This is a genomic window from Pyxidicoccus caerfyrddinensis (assembly GCF_010894405.1).
GTDB lineage: Bacteria > Myxococcota > Myxococcia > Myxococcales > Myxococcaceae > Myxococcus > Myxococcus caerfyrddinensis.
The window spans coordinates 568,643-589,734 of record NZ_JAAIYA010000005.1; the positions used below are offsets into that span (position 1 = coordinate 568,643).

The 21,092-nt window shown below is 70.4% G+C and carries 21 protein-coding genes; 9 read left to right on the forward strand and 12 right to left on the reverse strand.

The features are described 5' to 3' along the window. Nucleotides 1-42: 42 nt before the first annotated feature. The 3 genes from G4D86_RS15155 to G4D86_RS15165 all read left to right on the forward strand — a co-directional run bounded on the left by G4D86_RS15155 (nucleotide 43) and on the right by G4D86_RS15165 (nucleotide 1,551). A complete protein-coding gene (locus G4D86_RS15155) occupies nucleotides 43-627 on the forward strand; it encodes a thioredoxin family protein (RefSeq protein ID WP_163994069.1) in 585 nt (194 codons plus the stop codon). 84 nt (nucleotides 628-711) lie between these two features. After that, nucleotides 712-1,185 carry a GNAT family N-acetyltransferase gene (locus tag G4D86_RS15160; RefSeq protein WP_163994071.1) on the forward strand — a complete coding sequence of 158 codons (474 nt, stop codon included), beginning with the start codon at nucleotides 712-714 and terminating at the stop codon, nucleotides 1,183-1,185. Nucleotides 1,186-1,311: 126 nt separating this feature from the next. Further along, a complete protein-coding gene (locus tag G4D86_RS15165; RefSeq protein ID WP_163994073.1) occupies nucleotides 1,312-1,551 on the forward strand; it encodes a hypothetical protein in 240 nt (79 codons plus the stop codon). 25 nt (nucleotides 1,552-1,576) lie between these two features. On the opposite strand, the gene G4D86_RS15170 is transcribed toward G4D86_RS15165, so the two are convergent. Further along, complete coding sequence (locus G4D86_RS15170) at nucleotides 1,577-3,064, reverse strand: DHA2 family efflux MFS transporter permease subunit (protein ID WP_163994075.1); 1,488 nt, start codon at nucleotides 3,062-3,064, stop codon at nucleotides 1,577-1,579. 158 nt (nucleotides 3,065-3,222) lie between these two features. On the opposite strand from G4D86_RS15170, the gene G4D86_RS15175 reads away from it, so the two are divergent. Next, the gene (locus G4D86_RS15175; RefSeq protein WP_163994077.1) at nucleotides 3,223-3,516 is read left to right on the forward strand and encodes a ubiquitin carboxyl-terminal hydrolase 14; all 294 of its coding nucleotides are present in this window, start codon (nucleotides 3,223-3,225) and stop codon (nucleotides 3,514-3,516) included. A 90-nt stretch (nucleotides 3,517-3,606) separates the two neighbouring features. Continuing rightward, on the forward strand, nucleotides 3,607-4,461 hold the full coding sequence (locus G4D86_RS15180) for an SDR family oxidoreductase (protein ID WP_163994080.1): 855 nt from the start codon (nucleotides 3,607-3,609) through the stop codon (nucleotides 4,459-4,461). Between the two features lie 8 nt (nucleotides 4,462-4,469). Here the strand turns inward: G4D86_RS15180 and G4D86_RS15185 are convergent, their stop codons facing one another. The 5 genes from G4D86_RS15185 to G4D86_RS52885 form a co-directional block, all read right to left on the reverse strand. Next, complete coding sequence (locus G4D86_RS15185; RefSeq protein WP_205519577.1) at nucleotides 4,470-4,868, reverse strand: type II secretion system protein GspG; 399 nt, start codon at nucleotides 4,866-4,868, stop codon at nucleotides 4,470-4,472. Nucleotides 4,869-5,119: 251 nt separating this feature from the next. Next, a complete protein-coding gene (locus G4D86_RS15190; RefSeq protein WP_163994084.1) occupies nucleotides 5,120-6,037 on the reverse strand; it encodes a S1C family serine protease in 918 nt (305 codons plus the stop codon). Between the two features lie 21 nt (nucleotides 6,038-6,058). Further along, nucleotides 6,059-6,955: a S1C family serine protease gene (locus G4D86_RS15195; RefSeq protein WP_205519578.1), complete on the reverse strand. Its 897-nt coding sequence runs from the start codon at nucleotides 6,953-6,955 to the stop codon at nucleotides 6,059-6,061. A gap of 135 nt (nucleotides 6,956-7,090) precedes the next feature. Then, complete coding sequence (locus G4D86_RS15200; RefSeq protein WP_163994089.1) at nucleotides 7,091-7,813, reverse strand: hypothetical protein; 723 nt, start codon at nucleotides 7,811-7,813, stop codon at nucleotides 7,091-7,093. Then, nucleotides 7,810-10,050 (reverse strand): AAA family ATPase, encoded by a 2,241-nt coding sequence (locus tag G4D86_RS52885; protein ID WP_240360256.1) that lies wholly within the window; start codon nucleotides 10,048-10,050, stop codon nucleotides 7,810-7,812. Before G4D86_RS52885 ends, G4D86_RS15200 begins: the two co-directional genes overlap by 4 nt. 252 nt (nucleotides 10,051-10,302) lie before the next feature. Between G4D86_RS52885 and G4D86_RS15215 the strand changes: the two genes are divergently transcribed. Together G4D86_RS15215 and G4D86_RS15220 are read left to right on the forward strand one after the other, a co-directional pair. Next, nucleotides 10,303-11,532, forward strand: a complete 1,230-nt coding sequence (locus G4D86_RS15215) for an ImmA/IrrE family metallo-endopeptidase (protein WP_163994093.1) — start codon at nucleotides 10,303-10,305, stop codon at nucleotides 11,530-11,532. Beyond that, nucleotides 11,429-11,944 carry a hypothetical protein gene (locus tag G4D86_RS15220; RefSeq protein WP_163994095.1) on the forward strand — a complete coding sequence of 172 codons (516 nt, stop codon included), beginning with the start codon at nucleotides 11,429-11,431 and terminating at the stop codon, nucleotides 11,942-11,944. Before G4D86_RS15215 ends, G4D86_RS15220 begins: the two co-directional genes overlap by 104 nt. Before the next feature lie 13 nt (nucleotides 11,945-11,957). Here G4D86_RS15220 and G4D86_RS15225 read toward each other — a convergent pair whose 3' ends face one another. After that, nucleotides 11,958-13,394 carry a tetratricopeptide repeat protein gene (locus G4D86_RS15225; protein ID WP_163994097.1) on the reverse strand — a complete coding sequence of 479 codons (1,437 nt, stop codon included), beginning with the start codon at nucleotides 13,392-13,394 and terminating at the stop codon, nucleotides 11,958-11,960. Nucleotides 13,395-13,560: 166 nt separating this feature from the next. Between G4D86_RS15225 and G4D86_RS15230 the strand changes: the two genes are divergently transcribed. Continuing rightward, entirely contained in the window at nucleotides 13,561-14,100 is a 540-nt protein-coding gene (locus G4D86_RS15230; protein ID WP_163994099.1) for a pyridoxamine 5'-phosphate oxidase family protein, read from the forward strand. Nucleotides 14,101-14,121: 21 nt separating this feature from the next. On the opposite strand, the gene G4D86_RS15235 is transcribed toward G4D86_RS15230, so the two are convergent. The 4 genes from G4D86_RS15235 to G4D86_RS15250 form a co-directional block, all read right to left on the reverse strand. Further along, on the reverse strand, nucleotides 14,122-14,673 hold the full coding sequence (locus G4D86_RS15235) for a GNAT family N-acetyltransferase (RefSeq protein ID WP_163994101.1): 552 nt from the start codon (nucleotides 14,671-14,673) through the stop codon (nucleotides 14,122-14,124). A 77-nt stretch (nucleotides 14,674-14,750) separates the two neighbouring features. After that, a complete protein-coding gene (locus G4D86_RS15240; RefSeq protein WP_163994103.1) occupies nucleotides 14,751-15,614 on the reverse strand; it encodes an ROK family protein in 864 nt (287 codons plus the stop codon). Further along, nucleotides 15,611-16,804 (reverse strand): glycosyltransferase, encoded by a 1,194-nt coding sequence (locus G4D86_RS15245; protein WP_163994105.1) that lies wholly within the window; start codon nucleotides 16,802-16,804, stop codon nucleotides 15,611-15,613. The genes G4D86_RS15240 and G4D86_RS15245 overlap by 4 nt, the downstream gene beginning before the upstream one ends. Further along, nucleotides 16,789-18,087 carry an asparagine synthase-related protein gene (locus tag G4D86_RS15250; RefSeq protein ID WP_163994108.1) on the reverse strand — a complete coding sequence of 433 codons (1,299 nt, stop codon included), beginning with the start codon at nucleotides 18,085-18,087 and terminating at the stop codon, nucleotides 16,789-16,791. Before G4D86_RS15250 ends, G4D86_RS15245 begins: the two co-directional genes overlap by 16 nt. A gap of 54 nt (nucleotides 18,088-18,141) precedes the next feature. Here G4D86_RS15250 and G4D86_RS15255 point away from each other — a divergent pair, with 54 nt between their 5' ends. Beyond that, complete coding sequence (locus tag G4D86_RS15255) at nucleotides 18,142-18,930, forward strand: radical SAM protein (protein ID WP_163994110.1); 789 nt, start codon at nucleotides 18,142-18,144, stop codon at nucleotides 18,928-18,930. A gap of 3 nt (nucleotides 18,931-18,933) precedes the next feature. Here the strand turns inward: G4D86_RS15255 and G4D86_RS15260 are convergent, their stop codons facing one another. Beyond that, nucleotides 18,934-21,063: a sensor histidine kinase gene (locus tag G4D86_RS15260; protein ID WP_163994112.1), complete on the reverse strand. Its 2,130-nt coding sequence runs from the start codon at nucleotides 21,061-21,063 to the stop codon at nucleotides 18,934-18,936. Nucleotides 21,064-21,092: the final 29 nt, after the last annotated feature.

Here is a 21,092-nt window from a genome sequence, read left to right on the forward strand (position 1 = left end):
TGTCGTCGGTATTCCGCTGTCTCAATGCAGAGGAGGAACGCCATGAAGCAGATCTTCACCGCACTCTCGCTCGGCGCGCTGTTCCTGGGCGCCCCCGCCTTCGCCGACGCCGAAGTGGGCACGGCCGCGCCGGCCTTCACGCTGAAGGACGAGACGGGCAAGGAGCACTCGCTGGCGCAGTACAAGGGCAAGGTGGTGGTGCTCGAGTGGACCAACCCCGAGTGCCCCTTCGTGCAGCGGCACTACTCGGCCGACACCATGGCCAACACGCTGAAGGGCTTCGACGCGAAGAAGGTGGTGTGGCTGGCGGTGGACTCCACGGCGCACAACACGCCGGACAAGTCCGCGGCCTGGAAGAAGACGGAGGGCTTCAGCTACCCGGTGCTCCAGGACGCCAGCGGCACGGTGGGCAAGTCCTTCGGCGCGAAGACGACGCCGCACATGTACGTCATCGACGAGCAGGGCGTCGTGCGCTACGCGGGCGCCATCGACGATGACCCGCGCGGCAAGAGCGACAAGAAGGTCAACCACGTGAAGGCGGCGGTGGACGCGCTGCTTGGTGGCAAGGCGGTGCCCACCGCCACCAGCACGCCGTATGGGTGCTCGGTGAAGTACAAGAGCAGCTAGGTTGCGTCCCCTCGTGGGATGATGCCGGAGGCCCTCGTCCCGAGCGCGGACGGGGGCCTTCTGCTTTTCGCGGTGGAGGGACGCATGAGTACGTGGAGCATCCGCAAGGCGGGCGCGGCCGATATCGAGGACGTCGTCCGGCTGCGACGCGAGTTGATGAGCATCTTCGGCGGGCTGACGGAGGCCAACGCCGCGGCGTGGGAAGCGGCCACCCGGCGCTACCTGAAGACGGCGCTGCCCGAGGGGCGGTTCCACGTGTGGCTCGCCTTCGCGGAAGGGGAGGCCGTGGCGTGCAGCGGGCTGTCCCCCTTCGAGCGGCCTCCGGCGGCGAACCACCTGAGCGGGCTGGAGGGGTACATCCTCAACATGTACACCGCGCCCGCGTGGCGGGGCCGGGGCCTGTCTCGCGCGCTGATGAAGGAGCTGATGGCCTTCGCGCGCGAGGCGGGGATGGGGCGGCTGTGGCTGCATGCCTCGGAGGAAGGCCGGCCGCTGTACGAGAAGCTGGGCTTCGCGCCCAACCCGATGGCCCTCGAGTGGAGGCCCGGGGAGTCGTAGCGCGGACCTGCTCATTCCCGGCGGCATGCCGCTTCCTGGTGAAGGGAGCGGACAGTGGAACCCCGGCCGGTGTCTTGTCCGACACGCGCCGGGTTCGGACCTTTGGGCCCAGAGGAGGAACGACGCATGGCCGACAACAGGGGCAAGCCGGTGAGGGGTGACGAGCGGACGGACACGAAGAGCGCCGAGGAGCTCGAGCGGGCGGCGCGCCACCAGAAGGGCGCGGAGCGCCGTGACGTGACCGACGAGGACGTGGGCGAGGACCGCATCCTGCAAAAGGGGATTGGCGGCTACGGCGCCGAGAAGGGCACCGCACCCGCGCGTGAAGCACCCCCGCTGAGCGACACGAGCGAGCGGCACCGCTGAAGGCTTCCGAGCGGCGTCGCGGTCGCTAGGCGTGCTGTTCTCGCGGTGGCATTCCCCGGCGGTGCTGCCCTCGTGAGGGCGGTGCCGGCGTGGGCCCCTGCTTCTTCGCGCGGCCGGCCTCGCGGGGAATCGTGAGGAACGCGCACACGGCCCCCACGAAGCACAGCCCCGCGGACACCCAGAGCGCGCGCCGGGTGCCTTCGAGGAAGTCCGCGCCGGTGCTCCCGCTCAATCCGCCCAGCAGCGGCAGCAGCGCCACCGCGAGCAGGCCGGCGATGCGCGCCACCGCGTTGTTCACCCCGGAGGCGATGCCCGCGTAGCGGTCCTCCACCGCGCCGAGCACCACGGCGGTGAGCGGGCCCACGGTGATGGCCAGCCCCAGGCCCAGCACCACGACGCCAGGCAGCACGGTGCTCACGTAGCTTCCGCCCTGCCGCATGAGGGTGAGGAGTGCGAGTCCGATGCCGGCGAGCACCGGCCCCACCGTCATCAACGGACGCGCGCCGATGCGGTTCGCGAGCCGGCCCACCATGGGAGACAGCGCGAGCATCAGCAGGGTGATGGGCAGGAGCGCCGCCCCGGCCGCGAGCGCCGAGTACCCGAGCTGCTGCTGCAGCGCGAGCACCACCAGGAAGATGGCACCGCCCAACGCGAAGTACACCGCGAGCGTGGTGAGGTTCGCTCCGGAGAAGGTGTGCGAGCGGAAGAGGCCGAGCGGCAGCATGGGGTGCCGTCCCCGCGCCTCCACGAAGACGAAGGCCACCAGCAGCGCGGTGCCTCCCACGGCCGCGAGGATGGCGGGTGCATTCCAACCGTGCGCCGGGCCCTCGATGAGCGCGTAGATGACGCCACCCAGGCCGAGCGCCGCCGTCACTGCTCCGGCGAAGTCCAGCCGGTGCGCGTCCCCCGTCGGCGCGTCGTTGGGCACATGGCGCAGCGCCACCCAGACGGCGAGCGCCCCCACAGGCACGTTGAGGAAGAAGACGAGGCGCCAGGAGCCCGCATCCACCAGCCAGCCGCCGAGCAGCGGCCCCACCGCCGTGGTGACGCCGGACAGCCCTGCCCAGGCGGACACGGCGCGCTGGCGGTCCGCCTCCGCGAAGGAGGTGCGCAGCAGCGCGAGGCTCGCGGGCACGAGCAGCGCTGCGCCCACCCCCTGCGCGGCGCGGAACAGCGCGAGCGTCCAGACTCCCGGCGCCAGGCCGCACAGCACCGACGTCGCGGCGAAGGCCACCAGGCCCACGAGGAAGACGCGGCGCTGTCCCCACGCATCCCCCAGCGCGCCCCCCGTGAGCACCCACGCGCCGAGCGTGAGGAGGTACGCGTCCACTGCCCACTGGAGGCCGGACAGGCCCGCTCCCAGCTCGCGGCCGATGGCGGGCAGGGCCACGTTGACGGCGGTGCCGTCGAGGAAGGCCATGCCGCTGCCGAGCACGCTGGCGAGCAGCACGCCTCGGCCCTGCTTGCTCGCATAGGCCACGGAGGAGGGAGGAGCCGGAGTGTCGGGGGCCATATGGCTCTAGCGTGGAGACGGGGCCACGGACACGCCATGCCTGGGGGCACCGACGCGGAGGGATTCAGGGCACGCGCGGGAGCACGCGCACGGCTGCTCGGGCGCTGGGGATGCTGCGCGCTCGCGGCGTGCGTACGGTGTGGAGATGGAGGTGCACCATGGCGGAGACGTGTGACCACGTGGAAGCGGCGGGGGACCCCGCGCCCCGGTCGAGGGGCTGCGAGGAGTGCCTGAAGATGGGCGACCCGTGGGTGCACCTGCGGCGCTGCCTGTCGTGCGGCCACGTGGGGTGCTGTGACGACTCCAAGAACAAGCACGCGACGAAGCACTTCCACCAGACGCAGCACCCCGTCATCCAGTCCTTCCAGCCGGGAGAGGCGTGGCTGTGGTGCTTCGTGGACGAGCTCTTCGTGGAGAGACGGCCCCCGCCCGAGCACGAGGCGCGCCCGTAGCCAGTTACGGACACCCGGCACCAGGGGACATTGTCACGGGGCCGGGGCTGCCTTCTGGTGGGCGCGTTCATCCCTCACGAGGAGGCAGGCATGGCAGGCACGATTCTGGTGACCGGCTCGACGGGCACCATTGGCGGCGAAGTGGCGCGGCAGCTCATCGCGGCGGGCGTCCGGCCCCGCCTCCTGGTGAGAGACCCGGCGAAGGCGCGCGAGTTCGAGGGCAAGGCCGACATCGTGAAGGGTGACCTAGGCGACGCGGCTTCGCTGGAGCGGGCGATGCGGGGTGTGGAGAAGTTGTTCCTCGTCGGGTCCGGCGTGGATGGGCAGGCGCTGGAGGCGAAGGCGGTGGACGCCGCGAAGAAGGCGGGCGTGAAGCACGTGGTGAAGCTGTCGCTGCTCGGTGCGCAGGATGAGGCGATTACCTTCGCCCGCTGGCACCGCCCCGTGGAGAAGCAGCTGGAGGCGTCCGGCATGGCGTGGACGTTCCTGCGGCCCGTCAACTTCATGAGCAACATGCTTAACAACATCGGCAGCATCAAGGGCCAAGGGGCCTTCTACGAGCCCACCGGTGACGGGAAGACGTCGGTCATCGACCCGGCGGACGTCGGCGCGGTGGGGGTGAAGGCACTCACCGAGCCGGGCCATGAGGGCAAGGCGTACACACTCACCGGCCCCGAGGCACTGTCCAGCGCGGAGCAGGCGGCCGTGCTGACGAAGGCGCTCGGGCGTGAGGTGAAGTTCGTGGACGTGCCGCCCGAGGCCGCGAAGCAGGCCATGGCGGGCACGGGCATGCCGGCCGCCTATGTGGACGCGCTGGTGGATTTGCTCGCGGCGATGAAGGCGGGCAGGACGGCCACGGTGACGGACACCGTGCAGAAGGTGACGGGCCGCAAGCCGGGGACGTTCGCCGACTGGGCGCGGAGGCACGCGGCCGCGTTCAAGTGACGCGCGGCTCAGCGTGAGGGCACGGAGAGCCGGAAGCGGCGCACGAGGTCCTCGTCGCTTTCGTCTCCCCCGGGTTCCCCGTCGGCGCCGAGGGTCGACACCTCGGCCTGTCCGTCTTCGGTGACGGAGAAGGCGTAGGGGTTTCCCCATGGGTCCATCGGCATGACTTCCAGGATGCCGGCTTCCACGAGGACCCGCAGCCCTGCTTCCTTGCTCGGGAGTTGCCCTGTCCGATGGACGTAGAGCCTGAAGGCACTTTCGATGGAGCGCAGGTCCAGGAGGGCGCGGTCCAGCTTCCCGTGAGCTGGGGTCACGCTGATGAACAGGGGACTGAGCAGCGCCAGTCCCAGGAGGCCAACGGCGATGACGAGGATTGCCTTGGCGGCCTCTCGGAACGAGCGACTCAAGGACCGTCTGGGCATGGAGTCGTGCATGGCGGGCCGTCACCGCGTCATTCAAGCATCGTGCCTGGACTGCGTCGGCCCAGCGCGCTCCGGGCTCCTGATGGAAGCTCGCCAGAGTGGCAGTGTCATCGACCGAGGGTGGGTCATCCTGGCGCGGACGTCCGGTGCCTCTTCCCGGCTCCGGACCGACGGCTCGTGCTCCCACGGTGACGGTGGCTCCTGCCTGCTTCGGACCGGAGCCACCGTTCCTTCGCTCACGCGGCCACGGGCTCCACGCGCGGGCGGGTGCGCGCGGAGAGCTTCTTTCGGCCGCCGCCCTTGCGGAGGATGTCGAGCGTCACCTCCTCGTCCGTGGCCAGGGCCATCAGGCGCTGCAGGTCATCCACGCTGCTCACCGTCTTGCGGTTGATGGCCAGCAGCAGGTCATCCACCTTGAGCCCGGCGTCATGGGCCGGGGTGCCGTCCTGGACCTTGAGCACCTTCACCGCGCGAGGCTGGCCCGTGTCCTGCGCCAGCCGCGTGTCCAGGTTCACCGCCGTGGCGGCGATGCCGAGGAAGCGCCGCTCCACCTTGCCCCGTTGAATGAGCAGGCTGGCGACCCACGCCGCCGTGGCCGCGCCCACCGCGAAGCCGATGCCCTGGGCGTACGGCAGCACCAGCGTGTTGAGCCCCACCACCTGCCCGCGCGTGTTGATGAGCGGCCCGCCCGAGTTGCCCGGGTTGATGGCGGCGTCCGTCTGGAGCATGCCCTCCAGCACGACGCCGTTGGGCAGCGTGAGGCTGCGGTTGATGGCGCTCACCACACCCATGGACACCGACTGCTCCAGCCGGAACGGGTTGCCAATCGCCATCACGAGCTGGCCCACGCGCACGGACTGGGGCTCGGCCAGCGGCAGGGTGGGGAAGTCGGTGCCCTCTGCTCGGACCACCGCGAGGTCCGTGGGAGCGTCTCCGCCCACGAGCGTGCCTCGGAGCTCCTCGCCGTTGGAGAGCTGCACGGTGAGGCCGCGCGGGTTGCGCATCACCACGTGGCGGTTGGTGAGGACGTAGCCGTCCGGCGTGAGGAAGAGGCCGGTGCCGTGGCCTCGCGAGTGCTCCACGCCCACCACGGCGGGCGAGGCGCGCTCCACGAGGGACTCCAGGTCATCGGAGAACTGTTGCAGGAGTTTCATCGTGTCATTCCTTCCTTCACGTCAGGAGCGCTTGCCGACGGTGATGGGCACCTCGCGGAATTCACCGGCGCGCAGCACGCGGGCCTGGACGGTGGTGCCCACCTTCTCGTCGCCCAGGTAGCCGAGCAGGTCCTCCACGCGGTGCAGCGACTGGCCACCCAGGCTCACCAGCACGTCGCCGAGCAGCAGGCCCGCCTTGTGCGCGGGGCCGTCCGGGTCCACGGAGAGGAAGACGAGGCCCGCCTCGCTGCCGGCGCGCTCCACCAGGTGCTGGGGGATGCGCACGGGGTACGCGCCCACGCCGAGGTAGCCCCGGCGCACGCCGCCGTGCTCCTTCAGCGCGGCCGTCACGCGGGTGAGGGTGTCACCGGGGATGACGACGGCGGCCGTGCGCGAGAAGGCCGCGGTGAGCAGGCCCACGAGACGGCCTTCCGTGTCCACGAGCGCGCCGCCGGAGAAGCCGGGCGGGAGGTCCGCGTCGGTTTCGAGATAGCGGTCCACGCGGCCACCGGCGTGGGTGCGCCAGCCCTCGCCGTGGGTGCTGACCATGCCGAGCGTGGCGCGCGCGGTGCGGCCCGGACGGGCCACGGTGACGACGAGGTGGCCGACCTTTACGTCATCGAGCGGGGCCGCGGGGAGTGGGGTGAGGCTGGAGGCGTCGGCCTTGAGGAGGGCGAGGTCGGTGCTGGCGTCGCGGCCGATGAGCTCGGCGGAGACGGTGCGGCCGTCGGCGAGGCCCACCTGGATGTGGCCCTCGTGTTCGACGGCGTGGCTGGTGGTGACGATGTGGCCCTCGGTGCCCCAGACGATGCCCGAGGCCCCGCGACGGCGGCGCGCCTCGACGCGGACGATGCTGGGGGCGACGCGCTCGACGACGGAGGCGAGGGACTGGGAGAGGGACTGGAGGTCGGTGGACATGGCGGATTCCTTTCGAGGCTGAAGGTAAAGGCCTCGAAAGGGCGCCACATCGGCGGACCGGGCAGGACACGGAGCTACCCGTTCGGGTAGGTCGGCTGGCTATTTGGGGGAGGAGGCTGGTGGTTCGGGTGGGAGCTATTGGCCCCTGTGGAGCAGCTCCGCGGCGTGCGCGGCTTTCAGTTCCTCGCCGGCTTCATTCCAGCCCGCCCACTCGAAGCGGGTCAGGTCTTCGAGTGAGACATACTCGGCGAGCTGGGCCTGTCGGGCTGCATCGAACCTGCCGCCGAAGGTCTTGAGCAGCCGCTGCAGCTCGGCCTTGGCATCTCGCTTCAGTGCGGCTTCGTCCGGTTCGGGGACGGTGCAGTGCTCGCGGCCATAGACCTGCTCGATGGCCCGCTTGTACGCCAGCCAGGCCTGGATTTCCGGCATGGGTCGCAAGAGGGGGACGTATGCGCCAAGGCTGGAATTGACGACGCCGATGGCGCGGAGGGTGACATCCGCGTCCTCGCCATCATGGGTAGCAATGAGGAGGTCGGCGGGTGCGGTGCCACGCACGGGGCGGATTGCGGCGGAGATCAGGGGGGCCAGCGCGTTCGGGTCAGCGAGGACCGCGACCATACCGAGTGCTCGCGGCAGGCGCTGGGCCGGAGGCTGCAGGACCTGGATGCCATCGTTGTTCGCGAGCCCGCGGTGCCATGGCTGGCCGTCGTTCAGCAGCGGGTAGAGCGCGCGGCGGACGAGGATTTCCATCGCGCCCTGCTGAGAATGCGAGACGGCCTGGAGGGGAGGAATGGTGCGCGGCTTGCCGCGTTCGTCCTTGCCCTCGCCAAGGACGATGATGCGGAACGGACGTTTCATTCCCCCGTCCCCGGCGTGCCTCCGATGGCGCCCGAGTACCAGAGGTCCCCCGCGTTCGCCTGGAACTTGTCGGTGAGGGTCCGGAGTGTTTCCGAGTCAGGGATGGTGTGGACGAGCGTTCCCGTCTCGGGGCCGTACTCGACGACGCGAAGCTCCGAGGTGTCCAGCCACCGCACGAAGTCGACCGACTGGGTCGCGACGACGACGCGGAGCGGATGGCCGGTGAACTCTCCGTTCGCGAGCGAGCGGAGGAACTCGATGCGCCTGCCCATGAGGTGTGGGTGGAGGGCGGCCTCGGGTTCGTCGATGAGGAGCGTCCCGTGTGGAGGCGTCGTCGCGCCGGCCCACAGTAGGAACAGGGTCGTCAGCACGCCGTCCGCTTCCAGGCTCGCGGGGGTCGGCCGTGTCGAGCGGTGGGTTTGGAATACGAGGCGCCGGAGGTTCTTCCTGTCCACCTCGAAGCGGATGTGCTGGATGTGCGAGAAGAGGCTTTGCAGGCGTTCCTCGACGGCGTTGAACCGTTCGGGCTCGCGGTTCTGCAAGGCCGCCAGTGCGGCGACGAAACCCTCACCTGCGGGTTTGACCTCGGTGTCCTCGCTCGGAGCCAGCATCGCGGCGCTGCTGGGCCGGAAGTACCGGGCGGTTCCAAATGACTCCAGGAACTGGGGGAGTCCCGCGAGAATTTCCCTGGACACGGGAAGGGTCGCCAGACCTGAAATCGAGTTGGCAATGGATGTTGTGCGCGGCCCCTCTGGAGACATTTTGAGGTAACGGAGCATGTACGGCTCGGTACCGGCCTCAATCCAGCCTCCACGCGGGTCGCGGAGCCGCTCATGCAGGAACTCCGGCTCGGGCGGCCCCGGATGAGACTGGCCCCTGGTGATTCTCCTGCGGATCTGGTCCCAGTCGATGCCCAGGTGCATCTCGAAATCGGGCTCTGGCGCGTCCCGCTGGATGGACGCGCGGAAGATGAGCCGCCTTTCGATTTCGCCCTTGTGCAGGAGCATCGGCCAGTCTTCACCCTTCAGTGGATGGCCCGCATACATCGCCGACTGGAGCGAGCCCTGGCGCAGGGCGGCGAAGAGCTCGATGCCGCGCATCACCGTGGTCTTGCCGGAGGCATTCGCTCCGACGAGCGCCGTCAGGGGGCTGAGGGTGACAGCGGTCTTCTGGATGGCGCCGAGGTTCTCGATTTCGATTCGTTCCAGCATGCCTTGCCCCGCAGTCGTGCCGAACCATGCCTGAGCATGGGAGGTGCGGCAACGATTCGGGACCTGGACGCACCCAGACCGTCCAGGAGTGACGTCAGCTCGCCTTGCGGAAGCGCTCGTAGCGCTCTTCCAGGTAGTCCCCGCGAGGGCGCAGCTCCAGGGCTTCCGGCAGCATCCCAAGCCGCTTGCCCGCGAAGCCCTTGAGGCCGTGCTCCAGCGTGGGGCCGTCCTGCGCGTCGAGCAGCTGCCGGGAAATCTCGATGATGCCGTCCGGGGCCGGATGCCCAGCAGGTCCGCGTCGAAGGCGCCGTGGTGGAGCTTGCACAGCGACAGCCCGTTGGGCACCTCCGGCCGGCCTCGCACGTCACGGTCGGGGAGGATGTGCGCGGCGTCCAGCAGCTCCGTGCGCGGGAAGCGGCACACCGCGCAGCGTTGCTCGTAGGCGCGCAGCACCTGCCGGCGGAAGGCCACCTGGTGCAGGCGCTTCTTCACCTGCACCGTGGCGTACCGGCGCTCCAGGCTCAGCAGCTTCGGGTCCGCCGCGTAGCGGCCCGGCTCCTTCACCTTCGCGTCCGGCGCGTCAGAGACCACCGTGAAGGACAGCGCGGCCGGGTCCACCTCGGAGATGTAGACGGGCCAGATGGGGCGGTAGGCGCCGGGCTCGATTCCGTAGAAGTAGATGAGCGGCGCATCCAGCTCCATGGCCCGGACGAGGCGGCGGTTGTCCCGGCCCTCCACGTCGGTGCCCTGGAACTTGTAGAGGAACCCCTCGTCCGAGTGCAGGTCGTCGTACCGGGCCTCGCGCCCCTGGCGCGGAACCGTGGTCTTGATGGACAGCGCCGTTTCGCGCATCTGCCGGGGCCAGAAGATGCCTCGGGCCCGGTTGGCGAAGTGGAGCGTTTCCCCCTGGTACGAGAAGCCCGCGTCGATGAGCTCCCAGGGGAGGACCTCGCCGTACTGCTGCACCAGCCGCTGCAGGGCGTTGATGGCGGCAATGCGGATGGGCCAGTCGGGGTCCTGGTGCATGGGCGGCCGGCGCCGCGTCAGTCGCGGCGCCGGAACGGGACCAGGCTACCAGGTCAGGCTGAATTCACTGCAATCACCGCCTGTATGGGAAGGCTGCTCACTGCATTTCAGGGAACAGCGGTGGGGTGAGGGGACCTCCGAGGTCGGAGTCGCCGTGTCAGGGGCTGCCTATACTGTCGTTTGAAAGGGAAACGTGACAGGTAGGCAGGCTGGCAGCAGACCCAGCCGCACCTGAAGGGAGGGCGTGGAGGCATGGAGAGTCAGGCGGAGGCACTGAGGGAGCTGGGACGACGGCTGTCGCGGCGAAGGAGGGAGTCGGGGCTCGATATCGATGCCCTGGCTGCTCGCACGGCAGTCCCCGCTCGACTCATCGAAGGCTTCGAGCAGGGTCAGGGGGAGCTGGGCGCGGGCGCGCTCACGCGGCTCGCCAGTGCCCTCGGAGTCGCGCCCACGGCGTTCCTGCACACCTCGGCTCCCCAGGAGCGGGCACCCGTCGAACCCGGAGTTCTCTTGAAGGGCCGCTCCGTGGGCGCCTCACTGTCCCCCAAGGACCGCGAGTCACTCGCGAGGGGACTCCAGAAGGCCCAGGCGTTCTCCTTGCTCGGAGACCTCCTGCGCGTCGAGCGGCTCGCGGAAGGCTTCCACCCGAAGTCCGCGCCCACGAGGAACGCACACCGTGCCGGCTACGCGAGCGCGCTCCAGGTGCGTGCCCTGCTCCCCGAACGCCAGGGACCCCTGCGTGGGTTGGCGCGGCTGGTGGAGGGCCGCTTCGACATCCTCGTCCTCAGGCATCGCTTCGAGCAGGCCTCGGTCCTCGGCGCGAGCTGCCGCTCCGGGCGAGCACGCCTGATTGTCATCAGCACCCGCATCGAGCGCGAGCCCGTGTACCGCTTCGTCCTCGCGCACGAGCTGGCCCATCAACTCCTCGACCTCTCCGACAGCGGCATCACCACGGATGAGGGCCGCTTCGAGACCTCGGGCTTCTGGATGGAGAACCCGCCGGAAGAGAAACGGGCCAACGCCTTCGCGGCCATGTTGCTGGCACCCGAGGAGGCGGTGCGGCGGGAGCTGGGGCCGTCGAAGGCAGAGGGGTATGGACTCACGGATGCGAAGGCGCTGGTCACCCGGGCCCGGACGCGCTTCGGCCTCAGCTTCCCGGCCATGGCCTGGCACCTCTACAACCTTCGTTACTTCCGCTCCGCGGAGACTGTCGAAGCCCTGCTGACCACCCCGGACGAAGCTCCTCTCACGGGCTTCGAGGAAGAGTCCCGCTTCGACGGTCTGGAGCGCAGGACGTTGGAGGCTCACTCGCGGGAGCTCATCTCCGCAAGCCGTGCACGAGAGTTGCTTGGTGGCTCCCTGGAGGAGCTCTCTCTGCATGAAGCGGTACGCGGTGGATACGGACATCCTGGCCAACATCCAGCGGGCGGGTCACGCGGAGACCCTGGGAGGGCTGGGCCCGCTTCCCGTCGTCATCACTGACACGGTCTGGGACGAGCTCACGGTCAACGCCCGGTTGAACGGCGCCGCGCCCAGGCTGGTGAAGGAGGCCGATGACATGCTGCGGGCCATCGCGGGCGCACCCATGTTGCTGACACCGCAGAGTCCCGAGGCACGGACGCTCGTCCAGCTTCAGCTTCCGCCGCCGACCGAGGGACTCGGTGAGCACTCGGTCATCGCCTACGCCTTTCACCACGGGGACGTGACGGCCGTCCTCAATGACCGCAGGGCGCTCCATCGCGGCATCGAGGAACTTCACGGCCGCGTCGTCTCGTGGCACGGCTTCCTGGATGTGCTGCGCGCCGGGCATGGACTGACGAAGCGGGCTTCGGACGAGCTGTCCGACTGGTACTGCGCCCGCTTCGTTCCTCAGCGGGCGCCCATCTGGTGGTAGCCGCGCCGTGGGCTCAGCGCCCGGTCGCTACGAGACCTCGCCGAAGCTGTTCGAGCTGGAAGTCCGCGAGGTCATACGTCGGATGGTGGAAGGCGTGCGTGGCGATGGCGGCCTCGAAGTGCCGCTGCGCCGCCTGCTTGTCCGGGTGACCCTCGTGCCCCGGCAGCCGCCCTGCCAGGGCCGCCTCGCCCAGGTAGTAGTGCACCTGGATGCGGCGGATGCGCTCCATGTGTGAGTCCGCGTCCTTCGTCGCCGCCCACAGCGCCTGCTCGTCCAGCTCGCCCGTGAAGTGGCGTGCCACCGGCAGCGGCCAGTCCGCCGTGGCGTGCGCCGCCGTGAAGGACTTCAGCTCCTCAAGCCGCGCGGCCCCGGGTGCGGTCAGGTACCGCAGCAGCCAGGCCATGGTGTCGTCCGGGCTCTTCTCCACGAGCCTGTCCAGCACCGTGTTCGCCAGCTCCGTGCCGCTGTACGACGACACCACCGCCGCCACGTACAAACGCGCCGCCGCCGGGTTCTTCCCCTCGTTCACCAGCGGCAGCAGCACCACCGAGGGTTGCTGCGTGTCCCCCGTCGCCAGTTGCGCACGGGCGAGCAGCAGCCGTGACTCCAGGTCCTCGGGCAGGCGCTTCACGATGGGCTCCAGCGTCTCCACCGCGGCCTGGGGCCTGCCCTGCAGGAGGAAGCCCCTCGCGAGGCCCACGCTGTAGAAGGCCTCCTTCACATTCGAGCTCGGCGTCGCGGCGTGGTCCGCACGCCAGGCCGCCACGTCCGCCAGAGCGCCCCGGTAGCCCTTCTCCGTCAGGGCCCCGTCCCGCGTCAGGCGCCCCAGCATCCCCCAGCGGCGCTCGATGATGTCCCGGTTCCACTCCACCCAGTCCCGCGGGTGCTTCGACACCAGCGCCTCCAGCATCGCGCGCACGTTCGACGGCTGGTTCCGCATCATCATCGGCAGCAGCGACTCCTGCATGATGGCCTGCCCGAGGCGCAGAGCGTCCAGGTCGAGCTGCTCGCGCGCCTTCCCGTCACTGAAGTCGTACTCCATGGGCCAGAAGCTGGAGGGCGCGTCCACCGTCGACTCGTAGCTGTTCAGCTTGACGGTGAGCTTGTTGCCATCCCGCGACACCTCGCCCCAGACGAGCGTGTTCACCTTCGCTTCAGCGGCTCGCGCCCGGGCCTCTTCGAGATTCGCCGGCGCCTGTAGGGTGGGCTGCACCACGTCCATGGGCGTGTTCGCGATGAGCCCCTGGAGCGCGGCGCGGATGCGCGGGTCTTGCTCCTGGGCATCCAGAAGAGCCTCCGGCGTCGTGGGGCGCATCGGGAGCAGGCCCACGACGTAGCGGGGCTCGGGGGGCGGGGTGGTATCGGCCGCCGGTGCCGTGGCGGGCGCCTGGTGCGCGGTACACGCGGACACGAGGCTCGCGAGGAGGACGAGGCAGGTGCGCAGTCTCATGCCCCGCATCTTCAGCGAGAGCCGGGCCCGGCCACCAGCCAGCCTGGCGGGCGATGCCTCCTCCTCACGTCTCGTGGCTCGCACCGCGCGAGGGCATTCCTAGCTTGTCCTGGGTCCATTCCGATTCCGCGAAACTCCATCCCGGAACCGAACGCGAGGTGAGCCCATGGAACAGACGCGCGAGAACACGACGAAGCCGGCGCAGGCAATCGCTCCGGGAGACCGCCAGGAGTTCGAGTCCCTGCTCAAGGACTACGACGTGGCCCTCCTCACCACGCGCGGCACCGACGGGCACTTCCACACGCGGCCCATGGCCCTGTCCAGGAAGCGCAAGTCCGGCTCCGAAATCTGGTTCGCCACCTGGGTGGACACGCAGAAGGTGCAGGACCTCGAGACCGACCCGCACTGCTCGCTCGCCTTCCACTCGACCGAGAACAGCGCCACGTACCTCTCCGTGTCGGGCACCGTGGAAATCGTCCGCGACCGGAAGGTCATCCACGACTTGTGGGAGGCGGACTGGAAGCCGTGGTTCCCCAAGGGCCCCGACGAAGCCGACATCGCCCTGCTTCGCTTCGTCCCCGAGCACGCCGAGTACGTCCACCCCGCCGGTGGCAAGCTCAAGGTCCTCTTCAGCACCGCCAAGGCCCTGGTGACGAAGCAGCGCCCAGAGCCCGGGCAGAAGAAGGAGCTGGACCTGCAGCACTGAGCTCCAGGTACACCCCGTGCCTTACCGGGCGCGTGGCCCCGTCGGTGGCACGCGCTCGAACACGAGCGTGGTCTCACCCTTGTAGACAGCCTGCCCGGTCTGCCGGAAGCCGCACTTGTTGGCGACGCCGATGGAGGCCGCATTCTCGGGGGAGATGATGCACACCACGCGCTCGGGGCTGAGGCGGGCGTCGGCCCAGGCGAGGGCCGCGCGCACCGCCTCGGTGGCGTAGCCCTTGCCGTGCGACCAGGGCGACAGCACCCAGCCGGCCTCGGGCGCGTTGCCCAGCGGTGGCTGCATGTCGCGGTGGAAGTCGCCCAAGCCGACCTCGCCTACGAGGCGGCCCGTGGCCTTCTCGCGCACCACCCAGAAGCCGTAGCCCAACAGCTGCCAGTGGCCCACGTAGCGCAGGAGCCGGGCCCACATCTCCTCGCGCGTGGACGGCTTGCCGCTGACGTAGCGCACGACGGTGGGGTCACTCCACATCGCGAGGCACTCCTCGAAGTCCTCGAGACGGTGGCCCTGTAGGACGAGGCGCTCGGTGTCGACGGTCGGGATGGTGGCTGCGGGCATGGGCACTCCTCCTGGGGCATGGAACCCGGGGCGGACACTATCCAGGTCCGGGCGCCGAGTCCCTCCGCACAGCGCCTTCAACGCTCGAGCAGCGCCCCTCCCGGGCCGAACCCGAGCGTGAGGCACAACACGCGCTGGCTGTCTTCGAGCCGTGTGTCGTATCGCGCGGCCTCCGCGGCCAGCTCCGCGTCGTTGAGCACCAGCACCGTGCCGCCATCCTTCGGAGCCGTGAGCCCGGAGGCGTGGAGCAGGTCCGCCACCAGGGGCGTGTGTCCTTCCCAGCCGTAGGTACAGCCTCCGGGCACGAGCGCGGCATCGAGCGGACACGGGAGCGCGAGGCACAGCGCGTCCGGAGGCACTGCCTGCTCCACGAACGTGCGCAGGGCGTCTCCGATGAAGCGCACCGCCGCGGGCACGTGGTGGCCATCCTCCGGACGCGGCGTGCCGATGAGGAGGAACGGCAGCGCGGCGGAGTCTCGCTCGAAGACGCGCTGGCTGCTCGGGCTCGCGCACTTGATGCTGGTCTGTCCCACGTCGAGCGCCACGGGGCTCGTGGACCGCAGTGGCTCCAGCAGGCGCAGGCCCGCGTGCGCGGGGGCGAAGCGCGGGTCCTCCGCGACGTACACGGGGAAGGGGAGCGCCGCCGTGGTCTCCTCCACCAGCTCCGCGAAGCCTTCGAGACACGCCAGTCCGCCGCAGAGCCACACCGCGTCCGCGTCGTGCCGGGGCACCAGCTCCGCCAGCGCTCCGGCGAGCACGGGGAGCAGGTGGAAGGCAATCATCGACTCGGGGACTCCCTCGCTCCGGTCTCGCTCCACCCTCGCGGCGCCGAGCAGCTCCCACAGCTCGCTCCCGAGTACCGGGAGGTTCCACACCTCCAGAGGCGTCACCCCCTCGGGCACATGTCGCCGGGCGTCCCAGCCTTGCGGGCTCCGGCTCATGCCGCGAGTCCGGCGATGCGCTCGGCGGCCTCCTTCGCTCCGTCGCACGCCTGGTAGGTGGCGGAGATGGCGGCCAGCTTCTGGCGCAGCGGCGTCCCGGGCTCCAGGAGCTGGCGGAGCGCGGCGCGGCACGTCTCCACCGTGAGCGTGCGCGGCTCCAGCGCGAGCCCCGCTCCCGACTTCGTGAGGAAGTGTGCCTGGATGGGCTGGTCGTTGCAGATGGGCAACAGCAGCATCGGCACCCCCTCGGTCATCGCCTCCATCACCGAGTTGGCCCCGCCATGCGAGACGAAGGCCGAGGCTCTCGGCAGGAGCTGGCGCTGCGGTACGTACGGCACGGCAACGACGTCCCCGGGCAGCGCGCGGGAGAACTCCGTGTCGGCGAGCTCGCCCGCGCTGAGCACCAGCGTGACGCCGAGCGGGGCGGCGGCCTCGGCGATGGTGCGGAACAGCTCCGGCTGCCACGAAATCTGGCTGCCGAAGGACACGTACACCACGGGCTTCGCGCCCAGGCGCTCCCAGGGGAAGTCCACCTCGTCACCGCGCTCGGTGAGGGGATTCGAGGGGCCGACGAGGTGCGTGGCGGGCGGCACTCCAGCGTCGGGGCCCAGGAAGGCCTCGGTGGAGAAGATGACGTTGAGGCGCGGCGAGAGGCACTCGCAGTTGCGGAAGCGCGCGTCGAAGCCGTGCCGGGCGAACAGCGCCTGCCGCTCCGGGGCCAGTGCGCGCACGTTGCGCTTGAGGCCGTAGTCCATGGGCGGCTCCAGCAGCGAGAGCGCCGAGGACACGCCGGCCCACGGAATGCCCAGTCCTTGCGCGGCGAGCACGGCGGTGTACTGCATCCCGTCCAGCGCCATCACGTCCGGGCGGAAGTCGCGGACTGTCTGTCGCACGGGTGCCAGGAGCGCGGGCACCGCGTCGATGAGCAGGCCGCGAATCCACTTCCCCAGCGCCACCTCGTCGAGGACGAGCCGCGCCAGGGCCTCGCCACCCGTTTCAATTGCGGGGGCCGGGGCTTCGGGATGGGGCAGGTGGAGGACCTCTACTCCTAGTTTCGCGAGCTGCGGGGCGGGCTCGGGGATGCACAGCCAGCCCACGGTGTGTCCCAGGCGGCGCAGCCACTGCGCCACGCCAATCATCGGGTTGAGGTGGCCCTTCTCGGGCGAGGTGGCAATCAGGATTCTGGACATGGGGTGCCGGAGGCGCAGTGCGCGTGGAGCATGGCGAGGGAGACGAGCCGCATCAACAGCCGGTCCAGTCCGCTGGCCTCGGGAGCGTCGGGTGACAGACGGGTGTAGCGGTCCAGCAGGCCGAGCACCGCGACGGGGTCGATGACCTCCAGCGGCTCCAGCCGCGAGGGCGAGAGCCACGCGCGGTACAGCTCCAGCCAGCGCTCGCGCACCGGGCTGGACAGGGCCGTGTGCGCGTAGCGCGGCGTCTTGCGCGCGAGGCGCACCTCGTCGGGGACGAGCCCGCGCACGGCCTGACGGAAGAGCCACTTGCCGACACCATCGCGGACGAGCACGGACTCGGGCAGTGCCAGCGCCTCCTTCATGAAGTCCAGGTCGAGATACGGCGTGAGCACGGTGAGGCCGTGGGTCCGTGCGCCTCTCAGCTCGGGCGGGAGCACCAGCTCTCGCAGGACCCAGGCCGCGTAGCGGACCTCTTCAGGGCGCTTCACGTCCTCGGGAACCAGGCCCCACGGGGCACGGTCCGTGTCGTGCTTCGGTCCCAGGTCGTCCACGGCGGCAGGCCGAAGCACCTCGCGGGCGAGGTGCCGGTCCTCGTCCACTCGCGCCCGGGCTCCAGCGAGCGCTTCAGGATTGCCCAGCAGCACCTCGTCCGCGCCCGCGCCGCTCAGCATCACCGAGGCTCCGCGTCCGCGGGCCTCCGCGTAGAAGGCGAAGCTCGCCACGGCGCGGGCGTTGATGAGGGGCGTTTCATTGCTCAGGACGGCGGGCTCGAACAGGTCCGGCAGCACGGCGTCGGGGATGGGCGCATCCACCAGCTCCACGCCCGCCATCCGTGCCACCGTCTTCGCGTGGTTGCGTTCCACCGCATCGGCGAAGTGGACGTCCATGGTCCAGGCGCGCACCTGCCCGGGCGCCTCGCGAGCGGCCAGCATGCACAGGGCCGCGCTGTCCACGCCTCCGCTCAGGCTGACGTCGCGCGCGCCTTCCGCGATGCGGCGGCTCACGGTGCCGGAAAGGGCGGAGAGGAGGCGCTCGGCGAGCCGGTCTTCCTCATCGACGGGCGCCGTCCCACGCCGCACCCGAGGCAGCATCACCGGCATCCGGTCCACGTCCCGGAACAGGCTCTCCTCCGGAGGCAGCACGTGCCACAGGAACGCGGCCACGGACCACGGGTCCAATCCCTCCGGCGCGAGGCGCCACACGGACTCCGCCGTGGGCGCATCTTCCCGAGGCAGGTAGCGGGGCAGGGTGGCGAGCGGGCCGCCGGGGGCGTGGGGCACGCGGTGACTGTGACAAGCGCGGGGGGCCCGGGCAACCCCGCTATAGTCGCGGGCGTGCGCTACGAGCTCCACGACGACCGCATCCTCACCTGGTCCCTGGAGTCGCATGTCACCACGCACTGCAACCTGCGCTGCGTGCAGTGCTGCCCGCTCTCGCCGCACCTGCCCACGTGGGCCGTGGCTCCGGCCGCGCTCGGTGAGGACCTGCGCCGGCTGGCCCGCGTCCTCCACCCCAACATCTTCAAGCTCACCGGCGGCGAGCCCTTCCTCCACCCCGACCTTCCCGCGGTGCTCGACGCCGTGCGCGCCTCCGGCATCTGCGAGCAGGTGTCCATCACCACCAACGGCTTCCTCGCCCAGAGCGCGCCCGATGCCGTCTACGAGCGGCTGGACCGGATGACGCTGTCCGTCTACTCCTCCGCGCCGCTCCCGGAGCGCTCCATCGCCCGCATCACCGAGCGCTGCGAGCAGCACGGCGTCCACCTCTCGGTGAAGAACATCGACGCCTTCCAGCAGCTCACGCCCGATGCGCCGCACACCTCGGACACCGCCGTGCGCGCCGTGCACGAGCGCTGCTGGCTCAAGGTCCGCTGCCACCTCGTGCACGCGGGCCGCTTCTACGCGTGCACGCGTCCTCCGCACGTGGCCACGGTGCTCGGCGCGCGGTACCCGGAGATGCCCTCGCTGGCCGAGGTGGACGGCGTGCCGCTCGATGCGCCGGACCTGCTGGAGCGGATGCTCGGCTACCTCGAACGCGACACGCCGCTGGAGACCTGCCGCTACTGCCTGGGGGCCAGCGGTGAGTGGCGACCTCACGCGCAGTTGCCGCGCGCCCGCGTCTGAGCTTCAGCGCGCGGTCGCCTCGCTCGTGGAAGTCCCTCCGGCGTCCACCGGCAGCTCCACGGTGAAGGTCGAGCCCCTGCCGTGCTCGCTCTCCACCCGCACCCTGCCGCCCAGCGCCTCCACCAGCGTGCGGGTGATGTAGAGCCCCAGCCCCAGTCCGCCGTAGTGACGCTCGGACACGGCGCGCTCGAAGCGGCCGAAGATGCGCGGCAGGTACTCCGGCGCGATGCCGATGCCCTCGTCGCGCACCGTCAGCTTCGCCCCGCTTCCGTTCGGCTCCACGCGCACGTGGATGGGCCTGCCGCTGCCGTACTTCACCGCGTTGTCCACCAGGTTGGTGACGACCTGCTCCAGCCGGAGGCGGTCCCACCGGCCGGTGAGGCGCGCGTCGACGTCCTCGAAGTGGAGCGTGGAGCCGACGCGGGTCGCCGACGTCTCGTGACGGGCCAGCACCTCGCGCACGAGCGGGACCAGGTCCACGTCCTCCAGCTCCAGCGTGAGCCGGCCCGCGGTGATGCGCGACACGTCCAGTAGGTCGCCCACCAGCTCCGACAGCTTCTTCACCTGCCGCGCGCCGACCTCCACGTAGCTCTCCACCACGCGCCGGGGCACGGCCTCCGGGTGGCGGGCCAACTCCCTCGCGAGGCCTTGCAGCTTCAGGCTCAGCGGGGTGAGCGGCGTCTTCAATTCGTGGCTGGCGATGGACAGGAACTCGTCGCGCAGGCGCACGGCCTCCTGGGCCTCGCGGTAGAGGCGCGCGTTCTCCATGGAGAGCGCGGCCCGGTGCGCCAGCTCCCTGCCGAAGGACAGGTCCGCTCCCGTGTAGCGCCGGCCGGAGTGCGCGGTGAAGAAGGTGAGCACGCCCAGCGTCCGCCCCCGCGCCACCAGCGGCACGGAGATGAGCGAGACGAGGCCGGTGGCCACCATCACCCGGGCATGCTCCTCGTTGTGCGCGCTCTCGCGGAGGCGCTCGGGCGTCATGCCATCGACGAGGATGGCCTCTCCCCGCAGGATGGCCTCCGTGGGGGGATGGTGGCGGTTGCCCTCGGGGAGGAGCTGGAAGCGCTGGACGTCGCGTGCCAGGTCCGCGTCCTCCGGGCGGGCGTGGGCCACCTCCACCCGGCGGAACGTCCCATCCGGTTGCGCCAGGTCGACGAAGCACCAGTCCGCCAGCGTGGGCACCACCAGCTTCGCCATGTTGCGCAGGGTGGCTTCGTAGTCCAGCGACGCGGACAGCTCCGCGCTGGTCTCGGCGAGCACCCGCGCCCGGGCCTCGGCGTGCCTCAGCTCGGTGGCCAGCGACTCCGCCTGCTGACGGGCCTTCACCAGGTCCGTCACGTCGAAGCCGAACCCGGCGAGGCCGTCAATCCGGCCCTGCGTGTCCCGCGTGGGCTGGTACACGAGGTTGAGGAAGACGTCCCGCGCCGGGGCGTCCGGCGGTGAGAAGCGCACGGGCAAGGCGTTGACGCTGATGGGCTCGCCGGTGGTGTAGACGCGGTCCAGCATGGCGATGAGGCCCTGGGGCTCCGCCTCCGGCACCACCTCCAGGGCCGGCCTTCCCATCTCGAGCCGGCGGCCCAGCAGCGCGTCGTTCAGGGCGTTGGAGAAGGTGTAGACGTGGCGGGGCCCCTGGGTGAAGACGATGTGCACGGGGGCATGCATGAAGAGGGTGTTGAGCCGGGCCCGCTCGCGCTCCGCCTCGTGCCGGGCCGCGCGTTCGCGCTCCAGCAACTCAAGGCGCGCCGCGTGCGCCGCGCGGTGCATCACGTTCAGCTTCGTCATCAACACCGAGACGAGCGCGTAGAGGCCCAGCGCGAGGACGTTCTCCCGCGGGAGGTCGAAGGAGCGCAACGGCGGCAGGAAGTAGTAGTTCGTCGCGGCGAGGGACAGCACCACGGTGAGCAGTCCCGGTCCCATGCCTCCGTACCAGCCGGAGAACATGATGGCGGCGAAGAAGAGCACGAAGGGACTGGTGGCCATGTAGGGCCACAGCAGCAGCTGCACGAAGAGCGTGATCAGGAACGAGAGCAGGGCCACGCCATAGCGGCCGGCATGGGTGGCGAGCGGGGAGCCCCGTTCGCCTGGGGGAGTCGGGCGCCCATCCACGAGCGGCTCGGCGTTCCGAGGCGACATGGCCGCTCGATGGGGCTGTTCGTGCATGG